This is a genomic window from Virgibacillus sp. (genome assembly GCF_013393565.1).
In the GTDB taxonomy this organism is placed as follows: Bacteria; Bacillota; Bacilli; order Bacillales; family Amphibacillaceae; genus Virgibacillus; species Virgibacillus dokdonensis.
The window spans coordinates 1-24,128 of sequence record NZ_JABXHF010000028.1 but is presented as its reverse complement, the minus strand read 5'-3'; the positions used below and the strand labels follow the sequence as shown (position 1 = coordinate 24,128).

General features: G+C 36.1%; 23 protein-coding genes and 2 pseudogenes. 8 read left to right on the top strand and 17 right to left on the bottom strand.

Features of this window, described 5'->3' with window-relative positions; all coding sequences use genetic code 11:
- Positions 1–135: 135 nt before the first annotated feature.
- The 4 genes from HLX49_RS07935 to HLX49_RS07920 all read left to right on the top strand — a co-directional run bounded on the left by HLX49_RS07935 (position 136) and on the right by HLX49_RS07920 (position 4,591).
- On the top strand, positions 136–1,374 hold the full coding sequence (locus tag HLX49_RS07935) for a sugar ABC transporter substrate-binding protein (protein ID WP_101932883.1): 1,239 nt from the start codon (positions 136–138) through the stop codon (positions 1,372–1,374).
- A 203-nt stretch (positions 1,375–1,577) separates the two neighbouring features.
- Complete coding sequence (locus HLX49_RS07930) at positions 1,578–2,468, top strand: carbohydrate ABC transporter permease (RefSeq protein WP_141130768.1); 891 nt, start codon at positions 1,578–1,580, stop codon at positions 2,466–2,468.
- Positions 2,469–2,548: 80 nt separating this feature from the next.
- A complete protein-coding gene (locus HLX49_RS07925; protein WP_077706978.1) occupies positions 2,549–3,325 on the top strand; it encodes a carbohydrate ABC transporter permease in 777 nt (258 codons plus the stop codon).
- Positions 3,326–3,559: 234 nt separating this feature from the next.
- Complete coding sequence (locus HLX49_RS07920) at positions 3,560–4,591, top strand: LacI family DNA-binding transcriptional regulator (protein WP_101932885.1); 1,032 nt, start codon at positions 3,560–3,562, stop codon at positions 4,589–4,591.
- 319 nt (positions 4,592–4,910) lie between these two features.
- On the opposite strand, the gene HLX49_RS07915 is transcribed toward HLX49_RS07920, so the two are convergent.
- Positions 4,911–5,429, bottom strand: a complete 519-nt coding sequence (locus tag HLX49_RS07915; protein ID WP_296361139.1) for a hypothetical protein — start codon at positions 5,427–5,429, stop codon at positions 4,911–4,913.
- Positions 5,430–5,653: 224 nt separating this feature from the next.
- On the opposite strand from HLX49_RS07915, the gene HLX49_RS07910 reads away from it, so the two are divergent.
- The gene (locus tag HLX49_RS07910) at positions 5,654–6,085 is read left to right on the top strand and encodes a PaaI family thioesterase (protein ID WP_176087371.1); all 432 of its coding nucleotides are present in this window, start codon (positions 5,654–5,656) and stop codon (positions 6,083–6,085) included.
- 29 nt (positions 6,086–6,114) lie between these two features.
- Positions 6,115–6,555, top strand: a complete 441-nt coding sequence (locus tag HLX49_RS07905) for a GNAT family N-acetyltransferase (RefSeq protein ID WP_296361138.1) — start codon at positions 6,115–6,117, stop codon at positions 6,553–6,555.
- 228 nt (positions 6,556–6,783) lie between these two features.
- Here the strand turns inward: HLX49_RS07905 and HLX49_RS07900 are convergent, their stop codons facing one another.
- The 3 genes from HLX49_RS07900 to HLX49_RS07890 all read right to left on the bottom strand — a co-directional run bounded on the left by HLX49_RS07900 (position 6,784) and on the right by HLX49_RS07890 (position 9,276).
- Positions 6,784–7,440: a TetR/AcrR family transcriptional regulator gene (locus HLX49_RS07900; protein WP_077706497.1), complete on the bottom strand. Its 657-nt coding sequence runs from the start codon at positions 7,438–7,440 to the stop codon at positions 6,784–6,786.
- Positions 7,441–7,502: 62 nt separating this feature from the next.
- On the bottom strand, positions 7,503–8,555 hold the full coding sequence (locus tag HLX49_RS07895; RefSeq protein WP_296361137.1) for an ABC transporter permease: 1,053 nt from the start codon (positions 8,553–8,555) through the stop codon (positions 7,503–7,505).
- A gap of 1 nt (position 8,556) precedes the next feature.
- Positions 8,557–9,276, bottom strand: coding sequence for an ABC transporter ATP-binding protein (locus tag HLX49_RS07890; RefSeq protein ID WP_077706499.1), 720 nt, complete (start codon positions 9,274–9,276; stop codon positions 8,557–8,559).
- Between the two features lie 453 nt (positions 9,277–9,729).
- Between HLX49_RS07890 and HLX49_RS07885 the strand changes: the two genes are divergently transcribed.
- On the top strand, positions 9,730–10,503 hold the full coding sequence (locus HLX49_RS07885; RefSeq protein WP_077706500.1) for an acetoin reductase: 774 nt from the start codon (positions 9,730–9,732) through the stop codon (positions 10,501–10,503).
- A gap of 264 nt (positions 10,504–10,767) precedes the next feature.
- Here the strand turns inward: HLX49_RS07885 and HLX49_RS07880 are convergent, their stop codons facing one another.
- The 6 genes from HLX49_RS07880 to HLX49_RS07855 form a co-directional block, all read right to left on the bottom strand.
- A complete protein-coding gene (locus HLX49_RS07880; protein ID WP_296361136.1) occupies positions 10,768–11,511 on the bottom strand; it encodes an ABC transporter permease in 744 nt (247 codons plus the stop codon).
- The gene (locus HLX49_RS07875) at positions 11,498–12,235 is read right to left on the bottom strand and encodes an ABC transporter ATP-binding protein (protein WP_296361135.1); all 738 of its coding nucleotides are present in this window, start codon (positions 12,233–12,235) and stop codon (positions 11,498–11,500) included. Before HLX49_RS07875 ends, HLX49_RS07880 begins: the two co-directional genes overlap by 14 nt.
- Before the next feature lie 76 nt (positions 12,236–12,311).
- Positions 12,312–13,055, bottom strand: a complete 744-nt coding sequence (locus HLX49_RS07870) for a MerR family transcriptional regulator (RefSeq protein ID WP_296361134.1) — start codon at positions 13,053–13,055, stop codon at positions 12,312–12,314.
- Between the two features lie 461 nt (positions 13,056–13,516).
- Positions 13,517–14,137 carry an energy-coupling factor transporter transmembrane component T family protein gene (locus tag HLX49_RS07865; protein ID WP_367112733.1) on the bottom strand — a complete coding sequence of 207 codons (621 nt, stop codon included), beginning with the start codon at positions 14,135–14,137 and terminating at the stop codon, positions 13,517–13,519.
- Positions 14,138–15,090: 953 nt separating this feature from the next.
- Positions 15,091–16,482, bottom strand: coding sequence for a 23S rRNA (uracil(1939)-C(5))-methyltransferase RlmD (gene rlmD / locus HLX49_RS07860; RefSeq protein WP_296361132.1), 1,392 nt, complete (start codon positions 16,480–16,482; stop codon positions 15,091–15,093).
- A gap of 478 nt (positions 16,483–16,960) precedes the next feature.
- Entirely contained in the window at positions 16,961–17,593 is a 633-nt protein-coding gene (locus tag HLX49_RS07855; RefSeq protein WP_077706507.1) for a LysE family transporter, read from the bottom strand.
- 280 nt (positions 17,594–17,873) lie between these two features.
- On the opposite strand from HLX49_RS07855, the pseudogene HLX49_RS07850 reads away from it, so the two are divergent.
- A pseudogene (locus tag HLX49_RS07850) lies at positions 17,874–18,347 on the top strand (GNAT family N-acetyltransferase).
- Positions 18,348–18,785: 438 nt separating this feature from the next.
- Here HLX49_RS07850 and HLX49_RS07845 read toward each other — a convergent pair.
- The 7 genes and pseudogenes from HLX49_RS07845 to HLX49_RS07815 all read right to left on the bottom strand — a co-directional run.
- Positions 18,786–19,559 carry an HD domain-containing protein gene (locus HLX49_RS07845; RefSeq protein WP_296361131.1) on the bottom strand — a complete coding sequence of 258 codons (774 nt, stop codon included), beginning with the start codon at positions 19,557–19,559 and terminating at the stop codon, positions 18,786–18,788.
- 58 nt (positions 19,560–19,617) lie between these two features.
- Positions 19,618–19,899, bottom strand: a complete 282-nt coding sequence (locus tag HLX49_RS07840) for a GNAT family N-acetyltransferase (protein WP_296361130.1) — start codon at positions 19,897–19,899, stop codon at positions 19,618–19,620.
- The gene (locus tag HLX49_RS07835; RefSeq protein ID WP_296361129.1) at positions 19,877–20,032 is read right to left on the bottom strand and encodes a hypothetical protein; all 156 of its coding nucleotides are present in this window, start codon (positions 20,030–20,032) and stop codon (positions 19,877–19,879) included. Before HLX49_RS07835 ends, HLX49_RS07840 begins: the two co-directional genes overlap by 23 nt.
- 276 nt (positions 20,033–20,308) lie before the next feature.
- A complete protein-coding gene (locus HLX49_RS07830) occupies positions 20,309–20,851 on the bottom strand; it encodes a GNAT family N-acetyltransferase (RefSeq protein ID WP_367112732.1) in 543 nt (180 codons plus the stop codon).
- Between the two features lie 16 nt (positions 20,852–20,867).
- Positions 20,868–21,767, bottom strand: coding sequence for a phosphotransferase enzyme family protein (locus HLX49_RS07825; RefSeq protein WP_296361143.1), 900 nt, complete (start codon positions 21,765–21,767; stop codon positions 20,868–20,870).
- 674 nt (positions 21,768–22,441) lie between these two features.
- The gene (locus tag HLX49_RS07820; RefSeq protein ID WP_296361128.1) at positions 22,442–22,987 is read right to left on the bottom strand and encodes an SUKH-4 family immunity protein; all 546 of its coding nucleotides are present in this window, start codon (positions 22,985–22,987) and stop codon (positions 22,442–22,444) included.
- Positions 22,988–22,991: 4 nt separating this feature from the next.
- Positions 22,992–24,128 (bottom strand): annotated as a pseudogene (locus HLX49_RS07815) (hypothetical protein); the annotation flags it as partial.

Genomic DNA, 24,128 nt, shown 5'->3' with positions numbered 1-24,128 from the left:
TTGATTTGTTAACATTTATTGAATGTAAAACAAAAAAAGTAAGCAAATATGAAAAAAACAGTTGAAAGCGACTTCAAATTTTATTATAATCAGTTTATCGAAACGTTTCAATAAAATTAAAGGAGTGTTTCTATTATGAGAAAATGGTTGGTATTAACTTTTATCGTAGCTTTACTAGCATTAAGCGCTTGCGGAAACGAGGAAGCTGCTAAAGAAGACAGTGGAAATAAAGACGGTGAAATTACCGTTTGGGCAATGGGTGAGGAAGGTAAGCTGTTAAAGCAACTGACAGATAAATTTGAAAAAGACAATGAAGGAATTAAAGTAGATGTACAAGCTATTCCTTGGGATAGCGCCCACGATAAACTATTAACTGCAGTAGCTTCTGGAAATGGTCCAGATATCCTGCAATTAGGTACTACTTGGGTGCCAGAATTTGCTGAAGCAGGAGCGTTATTAGATTTAACGGAATATATGGAAGAGCATCCAGAATTCGCAGCAGAAAATTATTTTGATGGTGCCGCAGAAATCATGCAGTATGATGACCAAATCGTTGGTATTCCATGGTATGTAGACACTCGCGTACTATATTACCGCACCGATATATTAGAAGAAGCAGGTTATGATAAAGCTCCGGAAACTTGGGAGGAATTACAAGACGCAGCAAAGAAACTAGCAGACCGTGGTGAAGGTCAATATGGAATAGATATTGACCAAAATGATCAAATTATGCCATTTATCTTCGCTTGGCAAAATGGTTATGAGGCAAACTTGGAAGAAAGCAAATTAAATTTTGACACACCAGAATTTTTAGGTGCTATGGAGTATTATACAAGCTTCTTTAAAGAAAGATCCAGCCAAGTAGAGCAAGGCGAGGATATTGTCCAAGCATTTGCAAATGGGAAAAAACCAATGTTCTTCAGTGGCCCTTGGATGGTAAATATTATCAATGAACAAGCTCCAGACATAGAGGGAAAATGGGCGCCAGCTGTTATGCCAGGTAACGAAACAAACGCTTCTAGTATGGGGGGAGCAACATTATCTATCTTCCATAATTCAGAAAATGTAGAGAATGCCTTGAAATTCCTTTCCTATATGAATGAAACAGAAACACAACTTGAATGGTTAGATATATCTAATACACTACCTTCTAAGCTAGAAAGCTGGGAAGATCCAATATTACAAGATGATCCAATGTATAGCGTATTTGGCGAACAATTGAAAGAAGCAAAAGCAGGACTTCAAACAGAACAGTTTGAACGCATCGCCCAAGAATTACTTAGCGCGTTAGAACGCGTCAATGCAGGCGGGGCGGATTTAGAGAAAGAAATAGAGCAATTTAACAAAACTGCGCAAGATCTATTAGAAGAATAATTTCTCCCAATATAAGGTGATAAGGTGCAGTAGACCCACTCAAAAATTGGAAGATGGGAGCTGAACAAATATAAGTCGGGAATGAAATAATCCCCCACTACTTAAAGGTTCACTTTATGATAAAGAAGCATATAAGGCGATATCCAGCGACCTTATATGCTTCCACCAAAATACGTTTCATTACGATAGGTGGTTTAAGAAAAATGTTTAAACAAAAATTCCGTAATCGACATCCCTACATGTTCATTGCACCTGCAGTTACTTTATTAATTATTTTCAGTATTATTCCGATTACGATCGCTTTTTTTATTAGCTTTACAGATCTCGATTTAAAAGGATTAGCAAATTGGTCAAACATCAGTTGGATCGGCTTTGATAACTATCAAAACCTATTTGCTGATGATACTTTTATCAAATCTATTTTCAACACGTTATTTTATGTTGTCATTGGCGTTCCGCTCGTCATTATTTGTTCATTAGGTATTGCACTCATGCTGAACTACGGAAGCAATAAACTGTTTTCTATGTTCCGATCGGTATACTACATGCCATCTATAACGAATATTATTGCCGTCGCCGTCATTTGGGGCTATTTATACAACACAGAGTATGGTTTATTTAATTATATTCTATCTTTACTTTCTGTAGAAAATATACCTTGGCTTCAAGAGCCTACCATTGCTAAAATTTCGCTTATTATCCTCGCAGTTTGGAAAGGTATTGGCATTAATATGATTATTTTTCTCGCTGCCCTGCAAGGAATACCTAGAGCTTATTATGAAGCAGCGAAAATGGATGGCGCCAACCGCATTCAGACATTCTTTAATGTGACGTTACCTTTATTGAGATATGCAACCTTTTTCGTAACTGTAACGACGTTAATTGGCTGGATGCAGTTTTTCGAAGAGCCTTACGTGATGACACAAGGCGGACCACTAGACGGAACACTATCTATTGCATTGTTTATTTATCAAGAGGGCTTTCAATTTAGTGAGTTTGGTTATGCTGCTGCGGGTTCTTTCGTATTGTTTATCATGATTATTATCATTACTTTAATTCAATTTAAACTTCGAAAATCCGATACAGAATATTAACCTTATGAAATGAGGGATTTATCTTGGCTTCTATACATTCAACAAAAGGGAAAACAGAAAAAACCCTTATCACCGTGCTTATGATTATTGGCGGAATTTTAGTATCCATTCCATTCATTTGGATGATAACAAGTGCCTTTAAACCTGAGAGTGAAGCATTGCGCATTCCACCAACTATATTACCGGAAGATCCAACGCTGGATAATTTTAAGCACCTATTTACAGAATTAAATTTCTTAGTCTATTTACGAAATACATTAATTATCGTCGCTTTTTCGTTTGTCGGCTTATTGTTTAACGGCATGGCAGGATACGGTTTTGCTAAGTTTGCATTTAAAGGCAGGGAAAAAATATTCTATCTTGTTCTAGCAACTATGATGATCCCAGGCCAAGTAACGATGATACCTGTTTACTTATTACTTAATGGAATGGGCCTCACCAACACGTTACCGGGTATTATTTTGCCAGGTCTAGTCGCAGCATTTAGCATTTTCTTATTCCGACAGTTTATGAGCACGATACCAACGGATTTAATTGAAGCTGCACGTTTAGACGGAGCGGGAGAATTTTATATTTTTTTCCGGCTTATTATTCCTATTGCTAAACCTATTTTTGCCGTACAAGGAATTCTTGCATTTATCGGCGCATGGAACAGTTTCTTATGGCCTTTAATTATCGCGAATGACGAGAGCCTCTATACGCTTTCTGTAGGTTTATCTTTATTACAAGGCCAGTATGGCAATAATTTTGCTTTACAAATGGCAGGAGCAGCCTTTATGGTTGTACCAATTATTATCATCTTTGCTTTCTTTCAAAAATACATTGTGGAAGGTTTTACCATGTCCGGTATTAAATAATAAAACACTAGTGATGTTCAAGTGTAGCAAAGCAACTTGAAACGTTTTACAGTTATAAGAGGATAAACTAGGCTATATCACTCTTCTTCACATGAGCTATCTAAACGCCGAAATTAACTACAGAACTGTTTGGACGACCACATTTTTGAATAGGTAGTGCTAACGACATCAATCTAAGATACAATAATAGAAGCATGGAATCGTTTTTATGTTTTTAATGGAGGAAGTGTATGCATGGCAACAATAAAAGATGTAGCAAAGCTTGCTGGAGTTGCAGTATCTACTGCTTCTTATGCGTTAAACAATAGCGATAAAGTAAGCCAAACTACAAAAGAAAAAGTAGCAGCAGCGGCAAAGTCATTAAACTATAGAAAGAATGGCTTAGCTTCTGATTTAAAAAGGACAAATACAAATACGATCGCGTTAATTTTGAGCGATTTGTCAGGTCCTTATTACTCAGAGTTAATTCAAGGCGTGCAAGATGTAACTACTGCAAACGGCTTTGACTTAATTGCCTGCAGCTCTATCGGTGGGGCAGATTCTACGGCGGTAAAATTTTTACAAGAAAAACGGGTAGATGGGGCGATTATACTTGCACATAATATTAGCGACGAGGTAACCGTGCAATCCGCTCGTAAAGGATTTCCGCTTGTTGTATTGGATAGAAATTTAGATAGTAGCTTTATTTATAATATTGAAGTTGATAATATCCATGGCGGATATTTAGCAACAGAGCATTTAATCCAACATGACCATAGCGAAATTGCATATGTGAGCGGTCCTTACAACTCGCACGATAATCAACTTCGCTTCCAAGGGTACTTGGATGCTTTAAAAGATTACAACATCCCTTATAAGTCCAAATGGAAAATCATCGGTGACTTCACTCGAGAAAGCGGGTATCGCGCAACCAAGATGCTCATTGCACAACGTCAATTACCACATGCTATTTTTTATGCCAATGACGAAATGGCTATAGGTGGATTAGAAGCGTTAAGAGAAAATGATATTTCTGTCCCTAATGACTTATCCGTTATTGGATTTGACGACATTCAACTAGCCGAATATGTCTCTCCTCCGCTTTCAACAATAAAACAACCAAAATATGAAGCAGGTTCGTTAGCCGTTCATGTTATTTTTCAAGTATTAGCAGGAGAAAAAGTCGACCATCAATACACATTATCAACCGAATTAGTAAAGCGGCAATCTGTAATGCAGAGACTATCTCCTGAAAATTCTACCAAACAGCATACGAATGAAACGTAATAACTACAGGCAATTATTTTTGATGTGGGGGGCTCTCCCCCATTCTTCTATTACGCGTTGTTTGATATAAAGTGAATCTTCAATCAGTGAGGGTTTCTTTCATCCCCCACTGATTGTTAGTACGGCAAGGGCATGTCCTAAAGACCTCTTACGAAAAAGGGATTTAGGTGCTGTTATCTCCCACTTAGACTTGTTCAGATCACATCTCTTATTCTTAAAGTGGGAGCCTTACGCACCTTATATACGGGATAAACTAGTATAGTTACATCCATTCAAATACACACAAACGGCGCCACCGCACTATATTCAACTTAATAACCTAAACAAGTGATCCAAATTGATGAAAACCTATGATGATTAACATAAAAATGATCACTGTTATGGCTGGATGGTTCCACATTTTTTTGCCTTCGCTAGCAGTTTCCCGTATTCCCCAAAAAATGAATACAATGGTCCATAAAAACAGCATAAACATAATCCGAATCAAGGGATCTTGATATTCTTGCATGATCATTTCTCCCAACATCGATCCCATCATGCCACCCATCACACCAGATAAAGCGCCATCTAACACAGCCCATATACTGACAGGAATACCCACCAAGCATCCAAGCACCATCCCAATCAGCACCGCAATAACAGTGGACTGAAATAAATTGCCACTTAAGAGTATACCAACAATAACCCCAATGGCAATGCCCGCACTCATCCCAATAGCCATCGCAACCATCATTCCAGTCATGTGTGATATGTTGTTTCGATACATAACCGTAATAACAAGCACAAACACAGACAAACTAATAATCGTTATTAACATAAGCAATAATGCTATTGTCATACCATTTACCCCTTTACTCGTCCTACTTTCAATATATGTCCATTGTTTCTAATCATTCATTTCATGATAAAAAAAGCGCAAATTCTTCCTTATAATCATTATCTGTATTTTCTTGACATATTTGAACCTCACCATTACGATTAGTTTAATCTATTTTCTAAATATTTAATAATAAATATTCCATTAACTGTAATTGGGTAGATATTTTTTAGGAGGAAACATAGTTGAAAAATCACGATGAATACCTTTATATAGGAAGACAATTACTAGATGCGCAACCATTTAGCAAATTTGTAGGCGCCAAACTAACTACATTTAATGAAGGGGAAGCTGTGCTAGAAATACCAATAAAAGAAAATCTACTACAGCAAAATGGCTTTGTCCACGGTGGTGTTTTAAGCTATGCTGCTGATAATGCATTAACTTTTACAGGAGGATCTGTTTTGGGCCCACATGTATTAACGTCCGAATACAAGATTAATTATGTACGTCCAGCTATTGGAGAAAGTTTAATTGCTACCGGCTTAGTAGTGTATGCCGGAAAACGTCAAGCCGTATGTCGTTGTGATGTGGAAGTAATCAAGAACGGCGAAAAGAAACTTTGCGCCACTGCACAAGGCACCATTGTAACCTTTGACCCTTCATTAAAAATTTAACTACCATATAATAGATTGGAGAAAAGATAATGCGTATTACCCAACCAACCATCAAAGAATTAAAGAGTGAGCAAGAGCGGATAGAAGCTTTTCCAATTATGAAACAATTAAGAACACATTTAAATACGCATTCCTTTATAGAACTAGTCTCACAAGCGGTGGAAGAGAATGATTACCAACTTTTTGCTTTATATGATGAAAATCGTATCGTGGCTGTTTGTGGGTTTATGCCAATGATTACGTTATACAACGGTAGATCCATATGGGTCTGTGACTTAGTTACTGACTCCAGCTTACGTTCAAAAGGATACGGGAAAACCCTCTTAAACTATGTTGAACATTGGGCAAAAAAGCAAAACTATGACGTTGTTTCTCTTTCTTCTGGATTACAACGTGCGTCAGCACATCAATTTTACGAAGAAAAAATGGAGTATGGTAAAACGAGTTATGTCTTCGTTAAAAAACTATAAACTTTAGAAAAACTTCGATTGTCACCAAATCTTATGGCAGAAGCCTTAGTTTTGCTTATACTATAAACCCCAAAAAATCAAATCCTATGCTTTCCTATAGTACAAATAAACTCGGCAATGTCTATACTAAAGGTTGCCGAGTTTTACATGCTTCTGTTCGAATAAAAGTGCATTTCTAACCTATAACAAAAAGAATATCATGTGTTCACCTAAGACCGCAGAAACAGTCTAATGGTCATTTTGACGTATGCCATCCATAATGAATTGGATTAGTTGCTCCACTTCGTATTCATGAATCCTATCTACATCTACAATAACAAAACGCGAGATGATAAATCCCCCTAAAACAGAAAGCAGTATATTGACGACATCATCTGTTGGAATATTTTTCAGTTCCTGCTTCGTTTTAAACGTTTCAATCGCCTTTCTAAAACGATAACGAATTTCATTAGCCAAATAAGGTAACAACTCTTTCTTTAAGGATTCATTGTATATGATCTCTTTCATAACCACTTGTAAAATTTGTTTATTCTCAGAAAAGAACTGAATTCTATTATAAAGAAACGCACGTAAAAATTCTTCAAACGTCGTTGTTTCTGCTGGCAGGACTTCAGCAAATACTTCTTCTGCCATGCCAGGAAGGGATGATTTGAAGAATGGCAAGATGACAGAACGCAATACATTCTCTTTCGTTCCATAATGCTTAAAAATAAGACCTTCTGCAACCCCTGCTTGTTTGGCAATTTCATTTGTAGACGTGTTCGCATACCCTTTTTCAGCAAATAATTGAATTGCTGTCTCTATAATCTTTTGTTGCTTTTCTGTCTGTTTTTTAGAACGTTTCGCCTCTGCAATCATGGAATCCAATAAGTTGTTGTACGTCAAATTACTTCCGTCCTTTCTATACAAAATACGTCCCTAATATTTACTTCATAGAAAATACATTGTTACAATTTTCGGTATTTCTTTAATCCAATTAAATTCAAGATAATGAGTACGAATGCAAATAACAGTAACACATACAAATCCCCAGTTATATCAGCTAGCCCTAAGCCTTCATACATTACGCTCTGTAACGCATCTCCAGCGTAATAAAGCGGCATTAATTTTGCTAATACTTGTAGCCAATCTGCCATGCCTTCCAGTGGAATAATCCCCGAAAAGAAAATTTGTGGAATCACAACGATTGGAATAAACTGCATCATTTGAAACTCCGATTCAGCAAAGGCAGATAGTAAGATGCCTAAAGATAAGGCAACTAAAGCTAACATCAAATTGATGAGAAGCACATTCCAAATCGAGCCGATTAAAACCATTTGAAGTACATTCACAGCAAAGAAAACTACAATAATCGTTTGCAATAAAGCAAATATGCCAAAACCGATTAAATATGCAGCAACAATTTCCCCTCTTTTAACAGGAGAAGCCATTAATCGTTCTAATGTTCCAGTCGTTCGTTCCTTCAATAAACCAATACCCGAAATAAGGAACACGAAGAAAAACACAAAAAAGCCGATAAATAACGGACCTAACCGATCAAAAAACACGGTATCTTCATTTCCATAGACATATGAAATGGCAACTGTATTGTCCTCTTGGTTTAAACTTTTTTGCATCTGATCAGGAATTTGCATCTTACTTGTTATTTGCTTTATGTTCATTTCAAGCGTTCGCGAAATCGTTGGATCACTATTTAATAGCGTAAGTTGCTGTTTTTCATCATCCATTTTTAAAAATCCGTCCAATTCATCGTCAACTACTGTAGCATGGGCATTTTTAACATTGGTATATGTCTGCACCTCTATATTTTTTGCTTCTAACTTATTAATAAAACTATCATCTGCACCCTCTATACCTAAAAGCGGATCTACTTGTTCGCTGTTAAATAACAAATGCATGAGGGTCAATATGAATAGAGGGGCAACCAATAATAATGCTAATGTTCGTTTATCTCGAAACATCTGCTTAAAAATACGTCGCACAATCGCCTTTATCCTCATACTACATTCGCCCCGCTTTCAAAAACACGTCATCTAAATTATTTGCACTATAATTCTTTTTTAATGCATATGGAGAACCTGTTGTAATAATGGCTCCCTCCCTAATCATTGCAATACAATCACATTTTTCCGCTTCATCCATGACATGCGTTGTCACGATAATGGTCTTTCCTTCTTCGTTTTTTAGGCGTAACAATTCATTCCAAATGCTAAGCCGTAATGCAGGATCAATGCCAACAGTTGGTTCATCTAAAATAAGAACATCAGGATTTTGAATGAAGGCAATAGCAAGCGATAGTCGGCGTTTCATCCCACCAGAATAGGTAGAGACTTTTTTGGACAAATCTTTTTCTAGATTCACCAAATCCGCCACATACTTTATCCTTTCTTTCAGCTGCTGGGTTTTCAATTGATAAAGCGAACCAAAAAATTGCAAGTTTTCTCTTCCTGTTAACTCAAAGTACAAGGCATCCGATTGCGCCATATAACCAATTCTTTGCATTAAAGACAAGTTCGGCATAGATTGTCCGAGCACATGAATCTCCCCTTGATCGGGAACTTCCATTCCAACCACCATTTTGACTAAGGTTGTCTTACCAGCTCCTGAAGGTCCAATTAAACCATAGACACTCCCTTCCCCTATCATCAAATCTACCTGTCGTAGCACGTTATTTTTCCGATAACGCTTACTAACATTTTTAACTGACACCGCATGTTGCAATGGTATCTCCACCTTTTTATAAAGTGATTACTTACTCACTATAATTTAATCAAAACTCACACAAAGTGTCAATGCAATTCCTATCTGCTTTCCTTCCTCTTAGAAAGACTTGGCTTGTCGCCAAGTCTTATGGCAAAAACCTTTGTTTTTATTATACTATAAATCAAAACATCTTATACTCCCTCTATATACTAACGTTTTCTTTCCTATAGTGATAAAAATCTACTACTAAAAACGCTATAATTAAAGAATAGCTGCTAGCATACCTTTTTTCATCTCCAACGAAGACCACTTTCTTCCTTGTTTTATTTACACATGCTTAAAAACCCCCTAGCCAAAACTGCTATATGTTTATAGTTTTGTCACATTTTGTCGTTTTTTATCAATACGAGGCTATAACTGAGTGGTATAATAGGAATTGGATATAAAAGTTCATTTTTGGGAGGCTTTATAATGGAAAAAGTAGCCGTAGTTACAGGATCCGCAGAAGGCTTAGGAAAAGGGATTGCTCATCGTTTATGTAAAGATGGGTTTAAAGTAGTCGTTCATGACATTAATGAACCAATGCTAAACCAAACAGTAAAAGAGTTTAAAGAAGAAGGTTTTGACGTCCATGGCGTTGTTGGTAATGTTGCCAAACGAGAAGACCAGTTTAATGTAGTGAAAGAAACAGTAGCACATTTCGGTCGTTTAGATGTATTCATAAATAACGCTGGCGTTGACGCAATTACACCTTTCTTACAAGTTGAAGAAGAAGAGCTAAATCGCTCATTCCAAATCAATGTAAATGGTACTGTATTCGGTACACAAGCTGCTGCCGAACAATTTATAAAACAGGAAACAAAAGGGAAAGTAATTAACGCATGTAGCATTGCTGGCCATGAATCATATGAAATGCTAAGTACTTATTCCGCTACAAAGCATGCTGTAAGATCTTTTACCCATTCATCAGCCAAAGAGTTAGCTAAACACCAAATCACAGTGAATGCATACTGCCCTGGTATAGCAAAAACAAGAATGTGGGATAGAATTGATGAAGAAATGGTAAAACATAGCGATAACTTAAAACCAGGTGAAGCTTTTGAACAATATTCTTCTGCTATCGCTTTACAACGTTATCAAACTCCAGAAGATGTTGCTAACTTAGTTTCATTCCTAGCTTCCGATGATGCAGATTACATTACAGGTCAAACGATTCTAACGGATGGTGGCCTTGTTTATAGATAAACAAATGAACGGCATAGCTGACACACCCCCAATTGTTCATTTCAGCTAGATCGATATTGTTTTCTCATTATGTTGCTTTCATAATAATCTGCCGGAAAATGACCGGCAGATTTTGTTTTTATTCATTAATCTATTTATATTGGATTTAACTGCTAGAAGAACTTCCAAACGTGAATAATAAACGTACCGATTCTTCTTTTACAGAATCACTCCACTAATATCCCAAAGTAAACGTTTCCGGACAAAATGATATGATCACATGCATTATTCCCACTTAAAAAATTTGATAGAAAGCACTGTACATATTACTGCAACAATCGCCATTACCATGATTGGAAGTAATACATGGTCCATTTTCATTCCAAGAGAGGCCGCTTTTATTAGCTTAATACCCTGCGTCATCGGCATTATATCAGCCACTCTTTGAAGTGCCTGTGGCATAACTTCATAAGGCAATGTTGCACCCGAAAAAATAAGCATAGGAAAATACAACAAAATAGCTAATACACTAGCTGCTTTTGTATTAGGTGCGAGACCACCAACCATCATGCCGATACTAAAAATAGATAGCATAACTAAAAAATAACCACCCAAAAAATAAAACCACGATCCCACCAATTGGAAATTGAAAAATAATACGGCAACAAGATAAAGAAACAGAAGTGACGCGACGGCATATAATGCATAAATGACTAATTGTACGAACAGAATCATCACAGGTGTAACGGGGGTTACTTTAAAACGTTTCAGTATTTTTTTACTGCGGTATTCAGATATTACTAATGGAAGACCCATGACTCCACCAGCCAATATGGAGATGGTAACAAGCGCTCCAAAGGACTGCTGTAAAAAAGTATAATCTGCTCCATGAAAAGCAGGGGTGTCTCCATAAATAATACCTAGGATGACTAACACGATTAGCGGCATACAAATAGCAAAAATGAACATATCCATTCCTCTTAACGAAAGTTTTAATTCGGTTTTAAGCATGGTTCTAAAGGTACTCATTTTCCATTTCCTCCTCTGTATACCATAAATAAGTATCTTCAAATTTATCAAAAGGATTTGAAGCTATAGCGTCTTCAACTGTTCCATGAAACACCATCTGCCCTTTCCTCAAAATGCAAATGCCATCACAGAGATTTTCCACTTCATCCATAAAATGTGAGGTTAAGAAAATGGTTAGCCCCTTTTTCCTTAGACTAGTAAGAATTTTCCATACATCTCGTCTTGCTCTTGCATCAAGCCCAGTTGTTAATTCATCTAAAAAAACAACTTCTGGTTGAGGGATAAGAGCAAGAACAATGAATAGCCTTTGACACTGCCCTCCCGAAAGCTCGCTAACAAGATTTTTACGCTTTTCAAAAATACCAAATTGCTCCAATAATTTTTTATAATTATCCGTTTTCTTATAAAAAGATTGCGTTACTTCGCATAATTCTTGGACTGTTATTTTTTCTTGATAATGTGCTTCCTGAAATTGCACCCCTACTCTTTGAAACAATTGTTTTCTTTCTTTCCATGGGTTTTTCCCTAAAATAGTAACTCTTCCACTATCTGCTTTTTTGGTACCTAGCATACATTCAATCGTTGTGCTTTTTCCCGCACCATTTGCACCAAGTAAGCCAAATACCGCTCCCCTTTTTATGGAAAGACTCAAATTTTTTATTACTGTTAGCCCATTAAAAGACTTCGATAGGTGCTCCACACGAATAACGTCTTGCATAGACATTTTGACATCTCCTCCTTATTTTATTGTCGAATAAAAGAATAACACCAGCGAGAAGGCTGGTGTTAAAGTGTAGGGTTTAACAAAATCTATTTTTCATATATTGCAGTTGATTAATCATGATTTGCGCGTTGCTTTCAGCTTTGTTCAATGAGTCTATTAACTTATCGCATACTGAAATAATATCTTCCTGATTCGTAGGCGTATTAAGTACTTTTTTTAAATTTGTATTAGGATTTAAAGACACGGCATGGAGCATGCGTAAAATGGACTCAAGAGAATAATTTGCACATCGAAGAGAGCGAATAATTTTCAACTGCCGAATATCTTCATCTCTATAAATGCGATAACCGTTTTTCTTACGTTTCACAGATAGGAGACCATTCATCTCCCAATTTCTAAGTGTATCCATAGAAATATGAAGATATTCAGAAACCTCTTTTCGTTTCATATGCCGTTTGTTTTGGGTTGGTTCACCGTATAGAAGCCTTTTCACAATGCGTATAGCTTCTTCTGCATTATTTCGTTCTTCTTGTAATTGTTCTATGTATTCCTGGGTAAGCTGAAGAGCCTTATCATAATCACCTAACGCTGCTGTCTTGACCATCTTGACCATTTTTTTCCTTAGTCCATTTTGTAACACTTCGATTTGGAAGGCTCGTCGGGCAAGTCTGAATTGTTCTACGTGATGATCCGTAAAAATACGATAGCCATTTACTTGACGTTTAGGTGTTGGAATAAGACCTAAATCTTCATATAGTCGTACTGTATTAGGATGAATTCCAATTAATTCAGCAATTTGCGAGGTTTTATACGTATACATAGTTATTACCCCCATACTATTACCGTAACATGGATGGAAAGTCTGGTGTTGTAATGGAGAGTTGGATGAAATTTATTCTCTAGCTTCAACAATAGTGGTGTTCATCTAAACTTGATACGATGGGCAATAACACTTTTTATATAGGCTAATTAACCTACTTATTTATAAAATTATCACTCCTTAAGACAAACTCGTGTTGCCAAAGTGCTTGAAATAGAGGCTTGATTCTTACTGCATCTGTAGTAGCGCCACGCACTCTACGTGTGTCGTTGCTATTATTTACATTCAATTCATTACCATTAGAAGTTTATTTTTTATCTTTTCCATTGCTTAATTTGAATTCCACCATGCCAACTTCGTCTTGATAATAAACTACCGCAATAAACGTATTTAGATAGATAATGTTTACATTGAATTTGGTCTTCTAATAAAACTTTATCATTTACCCACTTCTCTTCATATCAAATCATTATTACCACTATTAGAAAAAGTAATATAAAGATTGTAAAGGCTATATAATCAGGTAATCGATAGTTAAGTTCCTTAAACTTAGTTCTTCCACGTCCATCTCCATAAGCCCTTGCATCTATAGCAAAGGATAAATTATCTGCCCTTTGAACTGACATAATAAGAAGAGGAACAATAATAGGCAAAAAAAAGTATAACTTTTTAACTATGTTTTTGCTTTCAAAAGTCGCACCTCTTGCCTTTTGAGCCTCTATTATCTTGTTTGTTTCATTTAATAAAGTAGGGATGAAACGTAAAGCTATAGAGATCATTAAAGAAAATTGACCTATTGGTAACCTAGTAAACTCTAAAGGCTTCAAAAGTTTTTCTAAACCTTGAGCTAAATCCAATGGTTTTGTAGTCAAAGTAAGCAGCGAAGTTATTAAAACCAGAAGTATTATTCTAATAACAATTCTAATACCAGCAATTAATCCCTCTTTATAAATCGTTATATAGCCTAAACTATAAATTACATCTCCCTCTTTAGTTAAAAATATATGAAATAAAAAAGTAAACATTAATATTATGAATATAGGTTTTAAACCATTAATAAAAACGGTAAAAGGATTCTCCACTTTTATCACTCCAATTGTCCTAAATTCCAAAAACCCAAAAGCAAAAACTAAGTTATAAATATAATAAAGTGATCTATAGGTAAATTTTAACTCATTCCTATCTAATATTAAAGTTAATTCTTTAGATACATAACAAACATTTTGGAATATTAGCCATCCAGTTTTGCACAACTGGAAATTGTGAAACAATTTTTGCAAAAGAGGAATATAAAGTATATTAATAGTAGATCTGACCGAGACAATCTCTCTACGTTTATGATTTTTGGATTCCTCAGGTAATCATACGTATAAGCCATTGGAAAAATTAGAGGGGTGGAAGGCTTAAGATGAGCATCCCATCAGAAAATTAGTTATTTAACAATTAACCAATAACCTTCTCTAAGGTAAGTGCATACTGTGAAAGCTGAGTTGCCTTTGTCTTTCCATCTAAATACTTTAACAATACCCAAATCATAGATTGGCGTAATTCTGAACGAGAAACAGCTAAAGGAACATATCCCGATACTATCTAATAAACTTTCTAATGGTAGTCCGACCATATTTCACATCTACTCTTCATTTTTAGGCATAAAAAAAGACGCTCATTTTAATTGAACGTCATCCATTAAGTTAAGATTTATTATTCTGTTGTAATCCCACAAACCAATTCAAGTCCGAAACCCCAATATGGTTTTTTCAACAAATTTATACCATTTTCATCATTTAGCACAAAGTTGCATGCTTGTAAAACTAAAGATTTCTAAATAATTCTGTACAACAATTTTAAAAATCCCCCTTACTCCTTTTTTCCATTTTCGGGAGATAATAGCCCCTTTTCCACCTTTTCAGTTTTAAAACAAAGTTCTCTCATTTATTGCATATAAAAAACATGAAGAAATCTAGACAAAACAGGGGATGGGCATGAAAAAGACCTAGAAAATAGAAATATTTATTTTGTTTAGGTAATTTACTTTTTAATTAGACACTTTCAACTCTAGCAACGCCACACACTCCACATGATACGTTTGTGGAAACAAATCAACCGGTTGAACCACCTCTAGTTGATAGCCAAATGGGACAAACTCTTTTATATCTGAAACAAGTGTTCTTGGATTACAAGATACATAGACAATGCGCTTTGGCTTTGAACGCGCAATCCGACGCATGACTTTTCCGCCCGCTCCTGACCGAGGTGGATCGAGTAGCAATACATCAGGATTACCAAATGTTTCAAGCATCTTTCTAAGACCGTGGCGAGCATCTTTAGCTAAGAATAATGTATTATGAACACCATTGTCAGAGGCATTCCGTTTTGCCGATGCAATGGAGGATTCTACGATTTCTATTCCAGCAAGTTGTGAAACACGACTTGCAAACGGTAAAGAAAAGGTACCAACACCACAGAACAAGTCAATCATTTTATCTGTTGCTTGAGGTTGAGCCATTTCTAGTGCTAATTCTACTAATTTTTCCGCTTGTTTCGGATTTGTTTGAAAGAATGTATCATACCACAATCGATAGCGATAACCAGCCAATTCATCGTAAATAAAATCTCGCCCTGTAAGAACATGGACTTGCTGCGCTTGTACTTTATCAGCAATATCTCGATTTTCCAACCAAAGTAAGCTTGTTACAGACGGAAATTTATCCTTTATGCGTTCCTTAAGATCCGACAAAGCAGAGGATTCAACTGGGCTTTCTGTTGCGAATAGAGCGAGCATCATTTCTCCAGTTGCTTGGGAATGACGCACCATGAGATGACGGAGCAGCCCTTCTTTCGTTTCTTTATCATAGCCTGACAACCTGTGTGCTTGAGCCCACTTAGCTACTTCCGTCGTTGCATTCACCATTTCCTGACTGGCAATATAGCACGTTTCTAAAGGAATAATATTTTGATAATTGCCCTTTTCATGTAAACCAAGCTCGCCTGCTTTATTAAATGTAAATTCCATTTTATTTCGGTAATACCAAGCTTCATCTGCACCAATAGTTGATTGTACGACATTTGAATCAAAGTGTTGCTCTTCTAATAATTGTTTTACTTGGGAAGTTTTTTCCTTTAATTGAGTTGCATATGATATATGCTGCCAAGAACAGCCACCGCATTTACCAAAATGAAGACATGCTGGCTCGATGCGTTCTGGATGGGCTTCGATAATTTGATCTGGCTTGGCAACTCTATTTCGATACGGAGGCACAAGTGTCGCTTGCACCCTTTCTCCAGGAAGTGTGTAGGGAATGGTGATGTGTTGTTTCTTCCGTTTACCTTGTTTGTTTTCACGTTGAATAACCGCTCTTCCAGAACCTTTTGCATCAAACTGCGTTATTTCCATTATAAAAGTATTATCATTATATTTGTACGCCATTTATTTCCTCCTTGTATGCTCGAAATCTATTGTTTTTTTATAATTCTGATAAATATCCTCAACTTAATAGTTTCATACATATATCCATACACTATTTTTTTGCTAGTCATCTATTCCTTTAAGCATCTAAGGTAAATCTTATCATTACTACATACTATCCCTTATAAAACGAGCCATTTAGATGTAACCAATGCATACTTGCAATCCTTGAAATAAGGATCTTACAACGCCTTCTATTTGGAATAAATGGCGTCATCTTTTCTAGAAGCAAATATGCTAAGCATTATCATATAATCATTTATTCATGAACGCAACTATTACGTTAACCATGAAAAATTAAGCAATTAGATCCTTTCTGGTGAAAGTTATTTTTCTTTTAAAAGAGCAAATTAACCAAAACAAAAACTGACCGCCATTGATCAGTTTTTTTGCAAACACCCTATAGGTTGAACACTTTCTATATAGACTATAACCTTTGTTACAATACATTTTGTACATTCACATAAAACTCGTAGAGAAAATAACAACCAAAACCGAATAACATAACGCCTGCAACCACGGATGTCCATTTAATCATCGCTCTGCTCATCACTTTACGGGTAATGGAAACCACAGATAACAAGCCAACATCATGCAAAAGAATCCCTGTTAATATACCTAAAGCAGAAATAATAAAGCTAGCCTGTCCCGATTGAGAGTAAGAATCCGCTAAAACGACTCCGAATATGGAAACCCAAAAAACTAAATTTCCTGGCGAAACAGCCACTAGCAATCCATTTCGATACGTTTTTGCTAAAGAGCGATTTACCTTCCCTCCTGCCATTGTAATATCCTTATCCGCATTTTTAATGGAGTCGTAAGCAAGCATAAATAAAAACACTGCGCCAATCACCCATAAAGGTAGTTGTACATAAGGCAATGATAATATTTGCGCAAGACCAAAGTATAACGCCAGAATCAGCAACGCATCAATTGTCATTCCACCAAAGCCAACAGCCCACCCATGGAAAAAGCCATTTTTCAAGCCTTGTTTCGTCATTTCTACAGTAATCGCCCCAACAGGCAAAGCAATGGAAAAGCCCACTAAAATAAATTTTAAATACCATTCCATGAGTCTAATCCCCCTCTCTTGCAAACGCTTGATAGAATTGAATGAAAAATCTAGCTCTCTATAAATTGTTATGTTATAGTTTATCATAAATTTTCGAAAGATTCTGTTTGAAACAATTCATTTTTCATCTTTAAATAAATCTATTACGTAAAACGGCATTTACAGAGCTGCTATCATTCTTCTTATCCTCAATAAAAACAGTTCCGAATAGCTTTTAAGTGTGTGATACAATATGGGAAAAACATAAAATGAAAGGGGGAAGGGAATCATGCATGCAAGCATACATATTCGTTTTGTTAACAGTTCCGACTTCTATTCGCTAGCACCACTCATTAATGAATGGTGAGGAGGAAGGGATATGGCAGCTATGTTACCGAAGCTATTTTTCGATCACTTTACAAATACAAGCTTTGTTGCAGAAATAGAGGGGGAGATTGTAGGCTTTCTTATTGGATTCCTCTCTCCGTCTAAAGCGAATGAAGCATACATTCATTTCATCGGTGTTCATCCTCAATATAGAAACCAACAAATTGGGAAATTATTATATAAGCGCTTTTTTACGGTGGCTAAACAACATAACCGTCAAATTGTCCGCTGTGTAACTTCGCCTGTCAATAAAACTTCGATTGCTTATCATAAGAAAATGGGTTTTTACATTGAGGAAGGAAATAAACAGATCGACGGTGTTGAAGTTACGACTAATTATGATGGAAAAGGTCAAGATAGAGTTTGCTTTGTAAAACAGTTGCGCTAATATCTGTCAAGAAGATGGTAATAAGGGCAGAGGGTAGCTAAGTTTAAGTTTCTTTGAAGAAAAGAGTTTTTTGCTTACGATGTCGCTGTTATCGTTTTCTGCCCTGCATAAACTCAGTTAGCGTCTCTGGCAAGCGGTAAGGATTCATTGACCTCTCCCACCACTTTTCTCGCTAAACTATTTCATACAAACGTTTGTTTAATTAGATACATTGTCACTTTTTTAATACTCCTCCCCGCCTCATTAAACTCATAAAGGAATACTTACCTCGTATTCTTTTTTTAATTGCTCCAAACGGTTTAGTATTGCTTTTCCTTCTACAGTTTCAGCTAAAGTCCTTCCGTTTGCAATAGGGCTTTTTTGATACACTTTTCTAACGCCACAACGGATACCTTGTTCTGATGTGGCTTGATGTACATGAATTTGCTCAGGATGGTATTAAATAGTATGGATAATAGCTCGCACTTTCAAATTTTGCGAGGACTTTAATATAGCAATGACATCTGCATCCGTTTGTTTAGCGAACGCTTCCTTACTTCCCCCACCATTGTTCCACAAAATCGAAATAGCTTCTGCTAGCAACCGATCTACTGCTAATAATAGGGGCGAAAGAAATAGTTCATGATCTCGAATAATTAATCGAAGTAATTGAAGACCCGTTTGTTTATCTGTTTCTACACCTCGATCTGAACAATGAATTCGCTTTAATACTTCACTGGGCAATTCTTCCATTCTGCCACTCATGTACGTATCTCGTAAAAAACTATCTAAATGATCTAAACCTAAAACCTCCCTTGTCCCTGTTAAAGGAGAAGGTTGACGAAGATATTGCACAACATCTCCAGACTGTAAATCAGCAGTATGGAGAATGGAAGCAATTTCCCCATCTTGTATGTATGCTTCTGTTAGAGCATGATGATTGTAATCTAATGGTTTTTCGACCGCATGAGAAAATGGTAAATGACCAATATCATGTAAAATGGCTGCTGCCCTTAAGACATCATGATTTGGAAAATAAAGTGCCGCCAACTTCCACACTCCTACAGTATGTTCATACCTACTATGCACAACAGGAGACACAAAGGCACCACCACCGAAGTGTGCAAGATACTTCAATCTTTTAACAAAACTTGTTTGAAAAAGTCGCTTTTCCCAAGCATAGAACTCCACTTCCTTATATAATGGTTCTGATAGGATAGAATCGTATTCCACCTTCATTCCTCCTGTTTCTTTAAAAATTTAACGCATTTCATTGGTATTGTAATGCGAACTATGCATGTAATTTGGCAAAAGCTACTAAACTGCTCTTATCACAAGATTTGAATCCATGTTTTTCATAAAAAGCTCTTACACCAGGTTCATCTATTGTCAGAAGGACTTTTTGGCGCACATCTCGATATTTATCCAACACCCGCTGCATTAATGCAGATCCGACCCCTTGATTTTGGTACGCTTCGTTTACTAAAATATCCTGAATATAAATAATCGTATAGCCATCCCCAACGACGCGAATAAGACCTATTAAATGATTATTGTCCCATGCTGTTATCACAAGTTAATGAATGTGCTATCGCTTGCATTAAGTTAGGAACATCATCTGTATATGCTGTCCATTTTACATTGTCATACAAAGCTGTTATTTGCTCTTGATCATTACAGCTATTTTCTAAATATTGAATTGCCATTATAAATCCCCACCTATTCTTTGAAAATGAAGTCTGCCCTTCGTTGAAAACATAAAAAAAAGCAATCCACTTGTATTAGCAATATAAAAGTAGATTGCTTTTGTTATTTACATGCCTTGACTTACTAAACAATTCTTTCAAACGAGCAATATAATTTTTACCAACATTATACATTAAATTTATAAATTTGCAAATTGAAAGTCATTTTAAATATTATTTTAGAATGTTCCTCAACATATCTTATACGAACTTAAGAAAGAGTACGCAAAACCTCATTTAGCTTTCTTGTGCTGGCATATATTCATGTTGCAGCATGGCCATATGGATTATATCATGCCAATTTCCATTTCGATACAGCGCTTGTCTACTTACCCCTTCTTGTTTGAATCCTAATTTACGATATAATTGAATTGCTCTTTCATTAAACGAAAATACGCGCAACGATACACGATGAAAATTTAATTCTAAGAATGCATAATCAAGCAATAATTTCAGTGCTTCTTTACCAACACCCCTTCCCCAATAATCTTTTTCACCAATATCAATAATACATTCTGCGTTTCGATTTTTTTGATCTATATTAATCAATGATGTAATACCTATCGCTTTATCCGTTTCTTTATCTTCTATAATATAGCTTTTAGAACTGGTTGAATGTAGAATAACGCCTTCAACAAAAGCTTTTGTTTCGGATAACGCATACGAGTCTAAGGCTGGATTGGTAAAAAACATAACATCCATATCATTTCTCCAAGCGTGATATAACTCCACATCTTCTATATGCATTTTTCTTAATTTAACTTGTTTGGAAACGAACAAAAGAATTCCTCCTTTTTCAAGGGATTGGTAAGCGAAAATCGATGACGGGGGTATCCTTTTCTATTTTCGATTGTAAGCGGTTCAAGTATTGCTTTATTTTAACATCGCTTTGTTGTTCGTTTGTCAGATAGGTTGATAGATACAGATAGGAATAGAGCTGCCTATAGTGCAAAAAGAAAGGAATTCTTAACAGCCAATCAGATTGAAGTTGATTTTCCGTTTCATATCCCCTTAAGAATGAGCGAATAAATGTAGACACAAAATCCTTTTTTCTCCTGTCATCCACGACTTGCATAGCATGATAGAAGACAACCGCAATATCATATACAAACCAATGATATGTGGAATCGCCAAAATCGAATAAAACCAGCTCGTTTTGATACAAGTAAAAGTTTTTATGATGTAAATCATGATGGATCATCCCGTACCCATTTGTATTCTTAGGCAGCTTGTTCAGTTTACAAATGAAATTTTCCCATTTCTGCTTTATCAACTCGTTATTATGAATGACATCTGTAAAAAGTGTATCTTTATCCCAAGCTTTTCTTATTATGTTTGGATCTTTTGGTTGATAGAATTTGGATAGACGATGTATGTTCCCCAACGTCTTTCCCCAGGTATAGAAAAGGCTTGCATTCCATTCTTTATGATTAGAAACATTCACAAATTCCCCCTTTGCCTTTTCAAAACCGACTACATAACATGCTTCGTCCTTATTGAATACTACTTCCATAAGCTTATTATTTATGGAAGCAATAGGAACCGTTACATTCATTCCAGATTCAGATAGATAGATGATCCAGTCTAACTCTGATGCAATCGAATCCCTTTTATACATGGAACTGGGATAATACTTTATAATCAATGACACTTTATCGCTATTTGCTGCAAAAACATTGTTCGAGAACCCACCAATTAACTTTAAGTCTGATTCGTTTACCCCAAATAAGCTTGCCCCTTTGCGTAAATGTCTCCGATTAATAATATAATTCGCCCCCTTTTATAATTTAACGAATTATAAGAGAAGAAGTTTCATAATTGTTTTACTGATGAACATTAAATAAAACCTTGCAGAATGTACTAGAATATAAAAAAGCCTATGGATTGTTGCTAGAGTCTTTGAAGTAATTACGTAATAAAAATATGCAATAGAAAGTGTGAATAAGCTATCGAAAGCGAAAGCATTTAGCTAAATATGTAACACTAAAATGTAGTAGCAACGAAGCCTTGATACTTCCTCTAGAAGTCTATTACCAGCACTAATAGACTCATCATCATCTGAGTGTTGGATTAGACCATAATTTTACTTAACATTCCTTTTTCTATAGAATTGATGTGTTATCATCAGGTGTAACTCTCGAGCTAAGCCTGTAGTAGCGCAGAAGCAAATTGTATTTGCCCCCTTATTACATAAGCGTTCGTTAGTTAGTTATCAAGTTATCTCTTGAATAATTCAAGTAAATTCATAAATTTAACAGTAAAAAACACCTACAAGTCAAAAACAAGAAAAGTAATACCTATTCTTAGTTAGTAGGTGTTTTTTGTCCATTTTATTTTATTTTATTGTAACAAATTCATCATTATTAGTCGTTATTCAAATAGATTTTCCCACTCAACATACCAAAAAAATCCTGGTTGCATACATTTAATATCTACTCTCTCTAATTCGTTTTTTAACCAATTAATCACTACTTCTGGTATATCGTTATCAATAAAGGCATCCTCACCGTTAACCTCTATTGCTTTATCAATCATGTTTACATAAGTTAATAGACACTCAGCAAATTGATTTAGAGAAGTATTAACAAATATTTCTTTATAATTGTCTCCATTATTGAGTAACACTATATTTTCTTCTTTCTCAGTTATACATATTAAATCCCCTGCACTAGTTGTCCCCAAGAGCCAATACTTCTTAAACTCTTCTGGCATATTGAATATATTGGTAATAGGTATGAATTGTGGTGAAGTAAACTCCAAATATGGAGGTGGAGTTTCAGGTAAACCTCCTATAGACAGAAATCTTTTTACTTCATCCGAAAATCCTGAATTCATTAAATCTTGGTTATTAAATTTAATTAACGGACCATTACTAATAACATCCCATTTATCACTAAATTCTTCTGGTGTTATCATTTTATCACCTTCCCGAATCTTTTATAAAGGTATCTAATCTACTAGCAATTTCATCATCTACCCCAGTAACACCCCACTCCTTTTCCACATTATGGATACCACCATATCCCGGATGCAAACTTTTTGGAAGGGCTACTGCTTGCCCACCTTCTCCAATATGATGGTGCCGCATTGGTTCTTGTAGGTGTTCCTTATATTGTGGAAAGTGATTTAAAAACTGCTCATCTACCTTGGGTACACGCCCCCTCTTTATCAGAGACGTATTTTCTACACTCCAAAACTCAGGTTTACTTTTCAGTAGTGAATTAAAGAATTTTTTTGCATTTCTTTCCCACCCAGCAGCGTTAGTTCCTGAACGAGCTTTACCTTTAAAGTTCATTTCAACTACAAGCCTTGGGTCTACCAAATACTCTTTGTTGTACAATGTAAGGTCTCTGCCTCTATATCCTCTAACTTTATCATATTTACCATCGTTACTCCATTTATGGAGAGTAAGAGTCTCATAATTATTAACCTTAACCTCTACTCTTTCCCCTCCACCATTCTTCATATTAACCAATTGGGGATTGACGTGGTCCTCAAGAGCTTTATCTCTTAGTATAAAGTTTGCGCCACCAGTTGAAAGGGCATAGTCTTTACCAAAAGTGAACTTCTCTGTCACTTTAGCCATTCCAGCTTTAGCTGCATCAACCTTTTTCCGATAATAGTTGCCGCTAAAAGGCTTACTACCTAATAACTTCGGCGCTTTTCTTGCTGCGCCTGCACCTAGTTTTGCAACGCCTGAAGCTCCTTTGACAGCCAAACTACCTGGTATTAAGGCAGGAATGGTCCCACCAGTAACGTACATAACTCCTTCACTTTCCACAGTATCTGTGAAGGCTTGGGCAGTTGATTCAACCGCACGTATAGGGTCTTGTAAGAATTGTATCGCAGCTCGTGTGTAGGCATCAACTGTTTCATCTGCACTTTCTTTTAACCAAGATGGCTCCACAGGATCGGGAACAACACCAGATGCGGCAACAACACCTGCATCCTTAACTACGGTTAGCAGTCCCGTGACCATGCCAGCAATGCTGTTGACAATTCCTTTTTCAAAATCATCGACAGCTTTATTAACACTACTGACAACGTCCATGACACC